Origin of the sequence: Rhizobium esperanzae (assembly GCF_014197615.1) — a bacterium.
GTDB classification, from domain to species: Bacteria; Pseudomonadota; Alphaproteobacteria; order Rhizobiales; family Rhizobiaceae; genus Rhizobium; species Rhizobium esperanzae_A.
Genome location: NZ_JACIFY010000015.1, coordinates 35,621 through 49,414, shown reverse-complemented (window position 1 = coordinate 49,414; position 13,794 = coordinate 35,621). Strand labels below are relative to the sequence as shown.

Below are 13,794 nucleotides of genomic sequence, written 5' to 3'. Positions count from 1 at the left end.
GTCATCATTCGGCAGCCATTGCCCTTGCCTCCTGCACCTGCACTTCCGGCTCCTCCTCGACCTTCTTTCCGCCGATCAGGCGGCCGAGGAAGTTTCCGAAGCGGTCCATCTCGACGAAGATGACCGGGGTGATGAACAACGTCAGCATCTGCGAGACGATCAGGCCGCCGACGACGGCGATGCCGAGCGGCTGGCGCAGTTCCGAGCTTGCTCCCGTGCCGAGCGCGATCGGCAGGGCGCCGAGCAGGGCGCAGAAGGTCGTCATCATGATCGGCCGGAAGCGCCGCACGCAGGCCTCGTGGATCGCTGACGTCGCTTTTTCGCCCGTCGTGCGCATGGTCTCCACCGCCACGTCGATCATCATGATCGCGTTCTTCTTGACGATGCCGATCAGCATCAAGAGGCCGATAAGGGCGATGATCGACAGGTCGAAGCCCATGATCTTAAGCGCCAGCAGCGCACCGAAGGCCGCCGCCGGAAGGCCGGAGAGGATGGTGAGCGGATGGATGAAGCTTTCATAGAGCACGCCGAGCACGACATAGATGGTCAAAATGGCCGCCAGGATCAGATAGGGCGTATTGCCCTGCGACTGCTGGAAGATTTCCGCCGTGCCGCCATAGGAGGTGAAGACGTCTGCCGGAACGCTGATGTCCTTCTTGATCTGATCGATCGCCGCCGTCGCATTGCTGAGCGAGACGCCTTCCGGCAGGTTGAAGGAAACCGTGGTCGACACCAGCTGGCCGGTCTGGTTGATGGTCACCGGGCCGGTGGTGCGTTGCACGTGCGCGAAGTTCGACAGCGGCACCAGGCTGCCATTGGAGGAGGCGACGCGGATCTCCGACAGTTTCTGGTCGTCCCAGGGTTTGCTGGTGTCGTATTCGACGATGACGTCGTAGCTGTCGCCGGTCGACTGGATTTCCGCCGCCGCATATCCGCTGAAGGATTCCTGCAGCGTCGTGCGCAGCGTATCGTTGTCGATGCCGTAAGCGGCTGCCCGCTCGGTATCGATGACGATATTGGCCTGCAGGGCGTTGTTCTGGGCATCCGAGGTCACATCGGTGAACAGATCGCGGTCGCCACGCATCGCCGCCTGGATCTTGCCGGCCCAGAGGTTGGTCTGATCGGCGCTCAGCGCCTGCACCACCAGCTGATATTGGCTGGCGGTCTGGCGGCCGCCGAAGCGCAGGCTCTGGTTCGGCGTCACGAAGGCCTGCAATCCGGGGATCTTGTTGATCGCCGTGCGCAGCTCGCGCAGCGTCTGGTCAAGCGGCGGGCGCTCGTTCTTGTCCTTGAGCTCGACGAACATCGAGCCGTTGTTCTGCGGTTTGTTCGGGTTGCCGCCGATCGTCGACATCACGTGATTGACCGCCGGATTCGCCTTGACGGCGGCCGCCGCCTGTTTCTGCAGCGCCTCCATGGCGGTATAGGAAATGTCCTGCCGCGCCTGGGTGCTGACCGTCAGGCGGCCGATATCTTCCTGCGGGAAAAAGCTCGTCGGCAGCGTCATGAAGAAATAGACCGTCAATGCGACAGAGCCGAGGAAGACGCCGAGGATCGTGACGCGATGGCGAAGGCACCAGCCGACAGCCCTGTCGTAGCCGTTGAGCGTCCGCTCGAAGCCGGCATCGAAAATGCGGATGAGGAGCGGCGGGCGGCTGTGATTGTTGGACAGCCGCGAGCCGAGCATCGGCGTCACGGTCAGCGAGACGATGGCCGACGAAATGATGGCGATGGCGACCACCATGCCGAATTCGTTGAAGACCCGGCCGACGACGCCGCCCATCAGGAGGATCGGGATGAACACCGCGATCAGCGAAACCGACATGGAAATGATGGTGTAGCTGACTTCGCCGGCCCCCTTGATCGCCGCCTCCCGCACCGGCATGCCTTCTTCGACATGGCGCAGGATGTTCTCGAGCATGACGATCGCGTCGTCCACCACCAGCCCCACCGCGAGCGTCAGCCCAAGCAGCGAGATGTTGTCGATGCTGTAGCCGAGCACATACATCATGCCGAAGGTCGCGATCAGCGACAGCGGAACGGCAAGTCCCGGAATGATCGTGGCCGTGGCATGGCCGGTGAAGAGGTAGATGACGAGAACGACGAGGCCGATCGTCAGAAACAGCGTGAACTTGACGTCGGCAATGGCGGCGCGAATCGGCTTTGCGGCATCGTTCATGACGACGGTGTTGACCGAGGGCGGAATTTCCGCGTGCAGCTGCGGCAGCTTGGCGTTGATCGCATCGACGACATCGACCGTGTTGGCATCCGGCTGACGCTGGATGGCAAGGATGATGCCGCGCTGGCCGTCATACCAGCTGCCGGTATACTGGTTCTCGACGCTGTCCTGCACATCGGCGACGTCGCCAAGGTGGATCGGCGCGCCGTTCGGATTGGCGATAACAAGCGAGCGGAATTGTTCGGCATTGGTACGCTGCGTGTTCGCCGTGATCGTCATGCTCTGCGAATTGTTCTGCAGCGTGCCCACAGGCTGCTGGCTGTTGGCGGCAGAAAGCGCCTTGTTGACGGTATCGATGCCGATACCGCGGGTCAAAAGCTTGTTGGGGTCGACCTCGACGCGCACGGCATAGGTCTGCGCACCGTAGACACTGACCTGGGCGACGCCGGGAAGCGTCGACAGCGACGGTGAGATGATATCCTCGGCAATCTCGTCGAGCTTGCTGCGCGGCATGGTGTTGCTCTGCACGGAGAGCAGCATCACAGGCGCATCGGCCGGGTTGGTCTTGCGGTAGCTCGGCGGCGTCGTCAGGTTATCGGGCAATTGCCGGGTCGCATGCGAGATCGCTGCCTGGACGTCGGCCGCAGCGGCGTCGATATCGCGGTTGAGATCGAACTGCAGCACGATGCTGCTGCTGCCGAGCGAGCTCGATGCGCTGATTTCGCTGATCCCGGGAATGGTCTCGAACTGCTTGATCAGTGGTGTCGCGACCGACGTCGCCATCGTCTGCGGCGAGGCGCCGCTCAACTGCGCCGAAACGTTGATTGTCGGAAAATCGACCTGGGGAAGGGCTGCCACCGGCACGAGTTGGTAACCGGCAAGGCCGGCCAGAATGACGCCGATGGCAAGCAGCGTCGTGGCGACCGGGCGCTGAATACAGAAATTGGGGATCATTGCTGCGCTCCCACCGCGATCGTCTCGGATTGCTGCTGCCGAGGCTCTTCGGCGGAGGCGACATCAAGCGTCTTTTCGTCGAACTGCTCGTTGATCGCCTGCTGGTCGCTGAGCTGACCCTGGCCCTCGACGACGACGTGGTCGCCGGCCTGCAGGCCCGATTCGATGGCGGTGAAGCCGCCATTGGCGCGGGCAACGGTGACCGGCGTCAGATGCGATTTGCCGTCCTTGGCGACGAAGGCGAAGAAACCGTCCGGGCCGGGGCTGACGGCAACCGTCGGCACGACCACCTGCTGCTCGTCATTGTCGAAATGCACGACGATGTTGACCGACTGGCCGGGCCAGAGCGCGCCGGAGGCATTCTCGAATTTCGCCTTGGCGAGGATGGTGCCCGAGGCCGTGTCGACCGTATTGTCGTAGAAGCTGATCTCGCCTTTTCGGACCTGCCCCTTGGTGGAAGCCGGCACCGTGCTGACCTCGACCGGACCGGCTGCGAGCGCGGTCTTCAGCTCCCTGAGATAGCGTTCCTGCAGATGGAATTTCACATAGATCGGATCGTACTTGGCGATGGTGACGATCGCCGAGCCGGCATTGAGGAAGGCGCCCTTGCTGATCCCGATATCACCGAGCCGGCCGTCGAAAGGCGCACGGATATCGGTGTTTTCGAGGATGATCTGATCGGAGGCAAGCGACGCCTTGTCGGCATCGACGGTGGCGGCGGCGGTATCGCGGGCCGCGACCGCCTGGTCGAGGCTCTGCTGAGTCCCAGCTTTCTGATTGAAGAGGTCCTGCGCGCGGGTCAATGCGGTCTCGGCTTCCGAAAGGGTTGCCGTGTCGCGCACGATCATCGCATTGTCCTTGTCGACGGCGGCCTTGGCCGTTCGGTCGTCGAGCTTGGCGATCAGATCGCCGGCTTTGACGCTCGCTCCGTCCTTGGCACTGATGCTGACGATCAGGCCCTGTTCCTGTGCGGCAATGGTCGTATTGTCATCCGCATCCGCCCAGCCGGAAGCGGTCACATCCATCGGCAGCGTCGTTTTGACAGCCGCGACTGTTTTGACGACCGTCGGGCCGCCGCCGCCGCGTTTGCGCCCGCCGCCCTGTTGCCCACCGCTCTGCGCTTGATCGGCCTGCGCTTGTTGCCTGCCGCCATTGCTGCCGGCCGGCTGCTTGATGAACTGCGAGAGGTACGGAATGCGGGAGGCATAGGGGATCAGATTCCCGAATTGCCAGACGCCGACGGCGGCAACGGCGATAATGCTGACGGTGATCCAAAATTTCTTCATGGGCGAGACCGGTTTTTGGGCAAGGTTGCGGGGGCAAGGTTGCGAAATTTTATGCCGTGATAGAGCCGCTTATATTGCGGCGCAAAAAAGACATAATTCCGGAGTCGCGATCACTAAGTGGTTATAACGGCTTAAATTTTTGTAATGAATATTCCGTAATATTCAAACTATACTAATATAGACCCAGTGTAACCCGATGCCGCCTGACGGCGGAGGGGCAGGCGGCTCGCGACAGGCCGATATCCATCCGCAAGCCGCCGGGAAAACAGGGAAAAAGAGAAGGCAGGTCGTCATGACCGAGTTGAACCCCAGCGAATTTCGCTCTCTCATCACAAGCGTGTTTCCGAAACTGACGGGCTCCGTCTTCAAGCTGGCGGCGAAAAGCTGGGATTCCCTTGCCGTCGACGTCGATGACACGCTGATCTTCAAGTTCCCCCGCCATCCAGCCGCGGAACGAGCGCTTGTCAAGGAAGCCGCCTTGCTCGACATCATTCGGCCGTCGCTGTCGATGGCGGTTCCCGACATGCACATTCACGACGGGCCGCCGATCTTCTCCAGCCATGCCAAGCTCGATGGCGAACATCTGATCGTCGAAGATTACCAGGCGCTTGGCGAAGGCGATCGTCAGCACCTTGCAGATGATCTGGCGCGTTTTTACGCCGAGCTGCATGTGCTCGATGCCGATCGTTTACGGTCGGCCGGTGCCGGGCCGATCCAGCCCTGGCAATCGCCGGAGGCGGTGCGAACAAGGGCTTTGCCGCTGCTGCCGCCCGAGATCCGCAGCTTTGCCGAGGCCGTCATTGCCGATTTCGAAGCCTTGCCGCCCGATCCACACGGCAAGACCTACGGCTTCTTCGACGGCCATGGCTGGAACATGGCCTTCGACCATGCGCGGAGGAGGCTCAACGGCATTTACGATTTCACCGATTCGGGCTTTGGCCCGTTGCACCAGGAGTTCATCTACTCGAATTTCATCTCGCCGGATCTGACCGCCCGCATCGTATCGGCCTATGAAATGCTGACCGGACGCAAGCTCGATCGGCGGCGCATTGCGATCATGACGGGCTACCATCGTCTGTCCGAGCTCGCCGAAATCGCGGACGATCCGGCCCATGTCGGATCGATGGTTGAGAGTGCCGCGAGTTGGGCGGCCGTCGCGGCTCATGCCGGCTAACGCATCGGCCCGAAAAGCGGAATCGATTTGCGGGCCGATGCGAGGATTGAAAACTGTTGGAGCGCCGTCAGACGGATCGCGCCGCGCCGCCGTCGCAGCGGATCAGCGAGCCGGTGATGTAGCTGGCCGGCTGGCTGCAGAGGAAGGCAGCCGTTGCGGCAAATTCTTCCACCCTGCCGTAGCGACCGACGGGAATGCGCGCTTCCTTGTCGGTCCGGATCTCTTCGAGGCTCTTGCCCGTCCGCTTGGCCGCCGCCCCGTCGAGATCGTCGAGCCGCCCGGTCAGGATGCTGCCCGGCAAGAGCAGGTTGGTGGTAACGCCGAAGCCCGCCACTTCGGAGGCCAGCGTCTTGCTCCAGCCGGCAAGCGCCGGGCGCAGCGTATTCGACAACGCCAGATTGGCGATCGGTTCGATGACGCCTGAGGAGGCGACCGTCAGGATGCGGCCCCAGCCCTGTGCCTTCATGCCGGGCAGCAGCGCATTGGTCAGCGTAATCACGCGGGCGACCATGGAGAGGAAATAGGTCTCGAGTTTTTCAGCCGTCATGTCCTCGGTCGTGCCGGGCGTCGGCCCGCCGGTATTGTTGACGAGGATATCGAGCCCGCCGAATTTCTCCTTCACCGCGCTCGTTACCGTCTCGACGAAACGTTCATCCCCGAGATCGGCCCAGATCCAGTCGGCCCGGCCTTTGCCTTCGCTGTTGATCGCCTTGCAATTGGCCTCCAGCTGCTCGCCGCTGCGCCCGCAGAGCAGCACGTTTGCGCCTTCGCGCGCCAGTGCCACGGCGATGCCGAGACCGAGCCCACGCGAGGAGGCGAGGACGAGCGCCCGTTTGCCGTCGATGCCGAGATCCATGATTGTCCTCCGATTTCTCTAGGCGATGTATAAGGCGCAAGTGGCGGGAAAGGAAAGGGAGCGTGACCGCCTTGACGATTGCGGTTGACGTAAGCGTCATATTATTCGGCCTCCCGAAGCATATCTATTGTGCGAATTGAAGATTGCTTGTCGTATCCCGGCTCGACAATGCTTTCTCGTTTTGACAAGAAAGTGCCTATGAGGAGATGACGGCCGCGTGCCGCCAAGCGGAGACGAGTGAATGACCGAGACGACTGAGCTGCCCGAACGCGAGAGCATGGAATTCGACGTTGTGATCGTCGGTGCGGGGCCGGCCGGTCTTTCCGCCGCGATCCGGCTAAAGCAGGTCAATCCGGAGCTTTCGGTCGTCGTGCTGGAGAAGGGCTCGGAAGTGGGCGCGCATATCCTGTCGGGCGCCGTCGTCGATCCGATCGGCATCGACCGGCTGCTGCCCGGCTGGCGTGAGGATGCCGATCATCCCTTCAAGACCGAGGTGACGGCAGACCACTTCCTGGTGCTCGGCCCCGCCGGTTCGATCCGCCTGCCGAACATGCTGATGCCGCCGCTGATGAACAATCACGGCAATTACATCGTCTCGCTCGGAAACGTCTGTCGCTGGCTGGCAACCAAGGCCGAAGAACTCGGCGTCGAGATCTATCCGGGCTTTGCCGCAGCGGAAGTGCTCTACAATGAGGCGGGCGCGGTGATCGGCGTCGCCACCGGCGACATGGGCATCGAGAGAAATGGCGAGCCCGGCCCGAACTATACCCGCGGCATGGAACTGCTCGGCAAATATGTGCTGATCGGCGAGGGCGTGCGCGGTTCGCTCGCCAAGCAGCTGATCGCCAAGTTCGATCTGCAGAAGGATCGTGAGCCGCAGAAGTTCGGCATCGGCATCAAGGAACTCTGGCAGGTCAAGCCGGAGAACCACCGGCAGGGCCTGGTGCAGCACTCCTTCGGCTGGCCGCTCGGCATGAAGACCGGCGGCGGCTCCTTCCTCTATCACCTCGAAGACAATCTGGTGGCCGTCGGCTTCGTCGTCCATTTGAATTACAAGAATCCCTATCTCTATCCCTTCGAGGAGTTCCAGCGCTTCAAGACGCATCCGGCGATCCGCGGCACCTTCGAGGGCGGCAAGCGGCTCTCTTATGGGGCGCGTGCCATCACCGAGGGCGGCTACCAGTCGGTGCCGAAGCTTTCCTTCCCCGGCGGGGCGCTGATCGGCTGTTCGGCCGGTCTCGTCAACGTGCCGCGCATCAAGGGCAGCCACAATGCGGTGCTGTCGGGCATGCTGGCGGCCGAGAAGGTGGCGGCGGCGATCGGTTCGGGCCGCAGCCATGACGAGGTGGCCGAGATCGAAAACGAATGGCGCAAGGGCGACATCGGCAAGGATCTGAAGCGGGTGAGGAACGTCAAGCCGCTGTGGTCGAAGTTCGGCACGGCGATCGGCGTGGCGCTCGGCGGTCTCGACATGTGGACGAATACGCTGTTCGGCTTTTCGGTCTTCGGCACGCTTGGTCACGGCAAGACCGATGCGCAGAGCCTCGAGCCGGCCGCCAACCACAAGCCGATCGCCTATCCGAAGCCGGATGGCGTGCTGACCTTCGACCGTCTGTCCTCGGTGTTCCTGTCGAACACCAATCACGAGGAAGACCAGCCGGTGCATCTGAAGGTCAAGGATATGGGCCTGCAGAAGCGTTCCGAGCACGACATCTATGCCGGCCCGTCGACGCGCTACTGTCCGGCCGGCGTCTATGAATGGGTGGAGAAGGACGGGCAGGACACCTTCGTCATCAACGCCCAGAACTGCGTGCACTGCAAGACCTGCGACATCAAGGATCCCAACCAGAACATCAACTGGGTACCGCCGCAGGGCGGTGAGGGACCGGTCTATCCGAATATGTGAGGCGGATGGTCGTTCGCCGCCGACAATTTTCACGTGCTGACGGCTGCGTGATCGCTTATTGCGGGCCGCCGTTAGCCGTTCATTAACCATAATCTCCTTAGCTTGCGACATCATATTGACGCACTAAGGACACATTCATGACGATCTCCCGCCGGGGCTTCCTGATCGCTCTGCCGCTTTTTGTCGCCGGCTGCTCTTCGACCGGCCTGAATAGCCAGACGAATTACGCCGCACTTCCGGATGAGAAATTTCCGCTGAAGCAGGTGCCGATCGACAAGATCAAGCCGGAGCTCCGCCGCCAGGAAGTGGCCTATGAAACCACCCACGCTGCCGGAACAGTGGTGGTCGATACCCCGGCGCGTCGTGCCTACTATATTCTCGGCGACGGCAGGGCAGTGCGTTATGGAGTGGGCGTCGGCCGCGAGGGGCTGGCTTTTGCCGGCGACGCCTATATCGGCCGCAAGGCAGAGTGGCCGAGCTGGACGCCCACCGAAAACATGCAGCGTCGCGAAGAGCGCTATCGCAAGCTTGCCGGCGGCATGCCGGGCGGCCCGAACAACCCGCTCGGCGCGCGCGCCATGTATCTCTATCGCGGCGGCGGCGACACGCATTTCCGCATTCACGGCACCAACCAGCCGCAATCGATCGGTCTTGCCATGTCGAGCGGCTGTATCCGCATGATGAACCACGACGTGATCGACCTCTATAGCCGCGTCGAGGTCGGCGCCAGGGTCGTCGTCATCCAGGCTTGAGCGACTGATCGGCCTCATTGAAAAAGCCGCCGCAGCGATTGCTGCCGGCGGCTTTTGAATGTCTGTCGGTCGTGCGGAGCGTCAGCGACGTTGTGCGGCGATACCCGTGGACAGCGCGACGCCGATGCCGGTGATTACGGCGGCGCTGATTTCGGTCATGCCGATCGCTTCGCCCAGCAGGAAGCCGCCGCCAAGCGTTGCCAGCACCGGCGTCAGCGCCGTGAAGGCGGCGGCCTGTGTCCCGCCGAGTCTTCTGACGGCGGTGCCGTAGGCCACCATGGCGACGAGGCCGGAAAGAACGCCCTGGCTCAGTGCCTGCAGACCGATTTCCTGGAGCGGAGCCTGCGGCAGCGAGATGCCGAAGATCAGTGCAAGCGCGGCCATGATCAGGAAAGACCAGACGGCGATCAGCGCGCTTGCCTGCACGGCGCTCAGACCGGAGCGGCGGAAGGCATGCGTATAGCTCGCCCATAAAACGGCGCCGGCCGGCAGCAGCACGAAGCTCGTCCATGGCAGCGAGGCGTCCGCAAGGCTGTGTGTCAGTAGGATCAAAACGCCGGCGACGATGGCGACGAGTCCGGCAATGCGGGTGCCGTCAGGTCTTTCGCCAAACAGCGTAATGCCGATCAGCGCCGCGGCGAGTGGCATCGAGCCGCCGAGCAGAATGCCTGAAGAGGCAGCCGGCGTCGAATGAATGGCCAGCGTGGTCAGCAGGAAGAAGACGGCGCCTGAGCCGGATACCATGATCGCCAGCAGATGCACGGGCAGGGACTTCGGCAGCAATCCGGTCTTCAGCCAGACCGGCGCCAGCACCAGCGCCGGAATTCCGAAGCGGATCAGCCCGATGTCGATCGAGCCGAGCGGCGTTGCGGCGCTGTGGCGGGTGACAAGAAACCACGTCGCCCAGATCAGTACGGTAACAGTGCCGCCGGCATAGCCCAGTGCCTGCGATGGCGACTTGTCGTTCGTCAATGCAATGGTGGTCATCGTCCTGTCCCTTTCCTTATCCGGAACCCTTCCGGTTAAGGAAGAGATTAGCGCCGGAGGGCGGGGCATGTCCTTGCTATCTCTGGCTCGAAAATCGTGCTAAGCGCAATCTTCTGCCAATTGATGCCAGCAGGGATCGCGAAAATGCCAAACCTCGATAAATTCGATATCGCTATCCTGAAGTGCCTGCAGGAGGATGCGCGGGCCACCAATGTCGAGATTGCCGAGAAGGTGAACCTGTCGCCGTCACCCTGCCTGCGCCGCATCCGCAATCTTGAACGCTCCGGCATAATCCGCGGCTACACGGCCGATATCGACCGCAAGGAGGTCGGGCTCGGGCTGACCGTCTTCGTCGAATTCAAGGTCGCCCATCACAGCCGCGAGAATTCCGAGGCGCAGCACAAGGCGCTGCTCGCCATCCCCGAGATCGTCTCCTGCTTCCTGATTTCGGGCACGGCCGATTTCCTTGCCGAAGTGGTGGTGGAGGATCTCGCCGCCTACGAGCGGCTTCTGACGGAAACGCTGCTGACCCTGCCGAACGTCAGCGACATCCGCTCCAACTTCGCCATCCGCAGCATCAAGACGCACGGGCCGCTGAAGCTGCCCGAGGGAAGATAATTTCCCAATAGTTTTTCTCGGCTGGTAAAAACCCCTCCCCAACCCATCCGGGGTCGAGACCCGTGGCTCGACCCCGGATGGGTTGGGGAGGGGGCTTAGGCTCTACAGCAGTGTCCCGCTGAGGATGAGCAGCGCCACCGAGAAGTAGATGACGAGCCCGGTGACGTCGACCAGCGTGGCGACGAAGGGGGCGGAAGCGCTGGCCGGATCGAGCCGGAGCTTCTGCAGCAGGAAGGGCAGCATCGAGCCGCAGATCGAGCCGAAGGTGACGATCCCTATCAGGGCGGCGAACACCGTGATGGCGACCATCTGCCAATGCGGGCCGTAATCATAGAGCCCGGCCGACTGCCAGAAGACGATGCGGACGAAGCCGACGAGGCCGAGGATCGCGCCGAGCACGATGCCGGTCGGCAATTCGCGCAACAGCACCTTCCACCAGTCCGAAAGCTTCAGCTCGCCGAGCGCCAGGGCCCGGATGATCAGCGAGGTCGCCTGCGAACCGGAATTGCCGCCCGAGCTCATGATCAGCGGGATGAACAGTGTCAGCACCACAGCCTTTTCCAGCTCGCCTTCGAAATGCTGCATGGCGCTTGCCGTCAGCATCTCGCCGAGAAAGAGGGCGGCGAGCCAGCCGGCGCGCTTGCGGATCATGCCGCCAAAGCCGATCTTCATGTAGGGCTGGCCGAGCGCCTCCATGCCGCCGAACCTCTGGGCCGCTTCCGTCGTGTCCGATATCATCGTGTCGATCACGTCGTCGACGGTGACGATGCCGAGCACCTGCCCATGTTCGTCGGTGACCGGCAAAGCGAGCAGGTCGTGCTTGCGGATCAGCCGGGCGACATCCTCCTGCTTCATCAGCGGGTCGGCAGAGACCGGCGTGCCCTTCTGCGCCACCGAGAGGATCGAGGCATCAGGCTCGCCGGTGATCAGGCGGCGCAGCGTCACCACATGCATCAGCGCATGGCTTGCCTCTTCGAGCACATAGATCGCATAGACGGTCTCGCGCGAGCGTTCGACCTGGCGCACATGGTCGAGCGTCTGGGCGACGGTCCAGCTGTCGGGCACGCTGACGAACTCCGTCGTCATGATGCCGCCGGCCGTGCGCGGCGGATAACCCATCAGGTGCTGGATCGCGATGCGCACCGGCTCGTCGAGGCTGGAAAACAGCCGGGCGCGGGTGTCGCCGTCGAGTTCGAGCAGCACGTCGGCGACACGGTCGTTGGACATGCCGTGCAGCAGCCGTGCGGCATCCTCGGCGCTGATCAGTGCCAGGATCTGTGCGGCGTTGCGAAGCTCCGGCCGGTCGAGAATATTGACGGCATAGTCGAGCGGCATGCCGATCAGAACGCGGCCGGCGTCCTGGATGGTCAGCGCGTTCAACGCGTCGACGCGTTCGGCGATCGTTGCGCCGCGGCTGTTGTTGATGAAGGCACGGGCGGCATGGCCTGCCCGGAGTGGGAAGCGATTGATGTTCATATGAGGCTCGCCTTTCCGTCGATCCGCCGTAGCGTCCCGACCGGGCGAGCCGACAGGAGTCGGTCAGCGCACGAGGGCCGCGTACGGCAAAGGCAATCGACTGCTACTGTCGCTTGGCATCGTTAAGATGGCTCCGTTGAAATCCGCGGAAGACAAGTGCCGTCCGCGTAAGATGCTAGGTGGTCCCGAACGCGAAAAAAGTCAAGCGGGGTAAATGCTTAACGCCAGAATGTCGCACCCCCGCGATGCGGCTGAAGAGGCTTAGGCCGCCTGCGCGCTCCGGCTGCGGCGCTCCAGACGCACCGAGGCTGCAAAGACGAAGAGGCCGAGGAAGGAGAGACCCGCGCCGACATAACCGGTTGCCGCAAAACCAAAACCCCAGGCGATGACGAGGCCGCCGAGCCAGGCGCCGATCGCATTGGCAATGTTGAAGGCGGAATGGTTGGAGGCGGCGGCCAGCGTCTGCGCATCGGCGGCGACATCCATCAGCCGCGTCTGCAGCGCCGGGCCGGCGGCAAAACCGCAGCCGACGAGGAACACCGAGAGGCCGAGCATATAGGGATTGGCGGCGGTCAGCGAGAAGGTGGTCAGCACGACGATATTATAGACGAGCGAGCCGCCGATCGTGCCGAGCAGCGATTTGTCGGCGAGCCACGAGCCGATGAAATTGCCGGCATTCATGCCGACGCCGAAGAGCACCAGCATGATCGGAACGGCCGTTTCCGGCAGCATCGCCACTTGTGTCGTCGTCGAGGCGATATAGCTGAACATCGCAAACATGCCGCCGTAACCGACGGCGGCGATGCCGAGCGTCAGCCACACTTGCGGCCGGCGGAAGGCGCCGAGTTCGCGTGAGAAGCTCGCCTCTTCGGAAACCCGGTCCTTGGGAACGTAGAACCAGATCAGCGCCACCGTCAGCAGGCCGAGCACGCCGACCGAGAAAAACGCCACCTGCCAGTCGAGCGACTGGCCGAAGAATGTCGTCAAGGGCGTGCCGAGAAGTGTGGCAACCGTCAGGCCGAGCATGACGCGGCCGACCGCTCGGGCGCGGCGATGCACCGGCACCATCGAGGCGGCGACAAGTGCTGCGACGCCGAAATAGGCGCCGTGCGGCAGGCCGCTGACGAAACGCAGCAGCGTGAAACTTTCGAAGGTCGGCGCCATTGCGCTTAATATATTGCCGGCGGCAAAGATCAGCATCAGTGTCAGCAGCAGCGTCCGACGCGCCATTTTCGCCGCGAGCACGGCGATGACGGGCGCGCCGATGACGACGCCGAGCGCATAGGCGCTGATGACGTAGCCGGCCTGCGGCGTCGTGACCGAGAAGGTGGCGGCGACATTGGGCAAGAGCCCCATGATCGCGAATTCACCGGTGCCGATGCCGAAGCCGCCGCAGGCGAGCGCCAGCTGGACCAGCGCCACGGTCGTTGCCGAGGGCAGCCCTTCATCCTGGCTGCCGATGGAATCATTGACGGTGATCTCACTCACGAGCGGTCCTCGATGCGGTTTTGGCTTGGCGATGACCGCTGGCGCAAGCGCGGCTGCGGGCCGATCATTCGAATGGCGGGAGGCGGAGGTACGTATCTCCGATATTCCTTATCTATCC

The 13,794-nt window shown here is 62.8% G+C and carries 10 protein-coding genes; 4 read left to right on the top strand and 6 right to left on the bottom strand.

Annotated elements, in window-relative coordinates; genetic code table 11:
- Window positions 1-4 precede the first annotated feature (4 nt).
- Together GGD57_RS19750 and GGD57_RS19745 are read right to left on the bottom strand one after the other, a co-directional pair.
- Window positions 5-3,133, bottom strand: a complete 3,129-nt coding sequence (locus tag GGD57_RS19750) for an efflux RND transporter permease subunit (RefSeq protein ID WP_184471987.1) — start codon at window positions 3,131-3,133, stop codon at window positions 5-7.
- Window positions 3,130-4,419: an efflux RND transporter periplasmic adaptor subunit gene (locus tag GGD57_RS19745; protein WP_184471986.1), complete on the bottom strand. Its 1,290-nt coding sequence runs from the start codon at window positions 4,417-4,419 to the stop codon at window positions 3,130-3,132. Before GGD57_RS19745 ends, GGD57_RS19750 begins: the two co-directional genes overlap by 4 nt.
- 292 nt (window positions 4,420-4,711) lie before the next feature.
- On the opposite strand from GGD57_RS19745, the gene GGD57_RS19740 reads away from it, so the two are divergent.
- A complete protein-coding gene (locus GGD57_RS19740) occupies window positions 4,712-5,593 on the top strand; it encodes a phosphotransferase family protein (protein WP_184471985.1) in 882 nt (293 codons plus the stop codon).
- Window positions 5,594-5,660: 67 nt separating this feature from the next.
- Here the strand turns inward: GGD57_RS19740 and GGD57_RS19735 are convergent, their stop codons facing one another.
- Window positions 5,661-6,449, bottom strand: coding sequence for an SDR family oxidoreductase (locus tag GGD57_RS19735; RefSeq protein ID WP_184471984.1), 789 nt, complete (start codon window positions 6,447-6,449; stop codon window positions 5,661-5,663).
- Between the two features lie 241 nt (window positions 6,450-6,690).
- Between GGD57_RS19735 and GGD57_RS19730 the strand changes: the two genes are divergently transcribed.
- Both GGD57_RS19730 and GGD57_RS19725 read left to right on the top strand, forming a co-directional pair.
- Complete coding sequence (locus GGD57_RS19730) at window positions 6,691-8,355, top strand: electron transfer flavoprotein-ubiquinone oxidoreductase (RefSeq protein WP_184471983.1); 1,665 nt, start codon at window positions 6,691-6,693, stop codon at window positions 8,353-8,355.
- 137 nt (window positions 8,356-8,492) lie between these two features.
- Window positions 8,493-9,107 (top strand): L,D-transpeptidase, encoded by a 615-nt coding sequence (locus GGD57_RS19725; RefSeq protein WP_184471982.1) that lies wholly within the window; start codon window positions 8,493-8,495, stop codon window positions 9,105-9,107.
- Window positions 9,108-9,188: 81 nt separating this feature from the next.
- On the opposite strand, the gene GGD57_RS19720 is transcribed toward GGD57_RS19725, so the two are convergent.
- Window positions 9,189-10,094, bottom strand: a complete 906-nt coding sequence (locus tag GGD57_RS19720; protein WP_184471981.1) for a DMT family transporter — start codon at window positions 10,092-10,094, stop codon at window positions 9,189-9,191.
- 144 nt (window positions 10,095-10,238) lie between these two features.
- On the opposite strand from GGD57_RS19720, the gene GGD57_RS19715 reads away from it, so the two are divergent.
- The gene (locus GGD57_RS19715; RefSeq protein WP_184471980.1) at window positions 10,239-10,712 is read left to right on the top strand and encodes an Lrp/AsnC family transcriptional regulator; all 474 of its coding nucleotides are present in this window, start codon (window positions 10,239-10,241) and stop codon (window positions 10,710-10,712) included.
- Window positions 10,713-10,814: 102 nt separating this feature from the next.
- Here GGD57_RS19715 and mgtE read toward each other — a convergent pair whose 3' ends face one another.
- On the bottom strand, window positions 10,815-12,188 hold the full coding sequence (gene mgtE, locus GGD57_RS19710) for a magnesium transporter (RefSeq protein WP_184471979.1): 1,374 nt from the start codon (window positions 12,186-12,188) through the stop codon (window positions 10,815-10,817).
- 261 nt (window positions 12,189-12,449) lie between these two features.
- Window positions 12,450-13,676, bottom strand: a complete 1,227-nt coding sequence (locus tag GGD57_RS19705; protein WP_184471978.1) for an MFS transporter — start codon at window positions 13,674-13,676, stop codon at window positions 12,450-12,452.
- Window positions 13,677-13,794 lie beyond the last annotated feature (118 nt).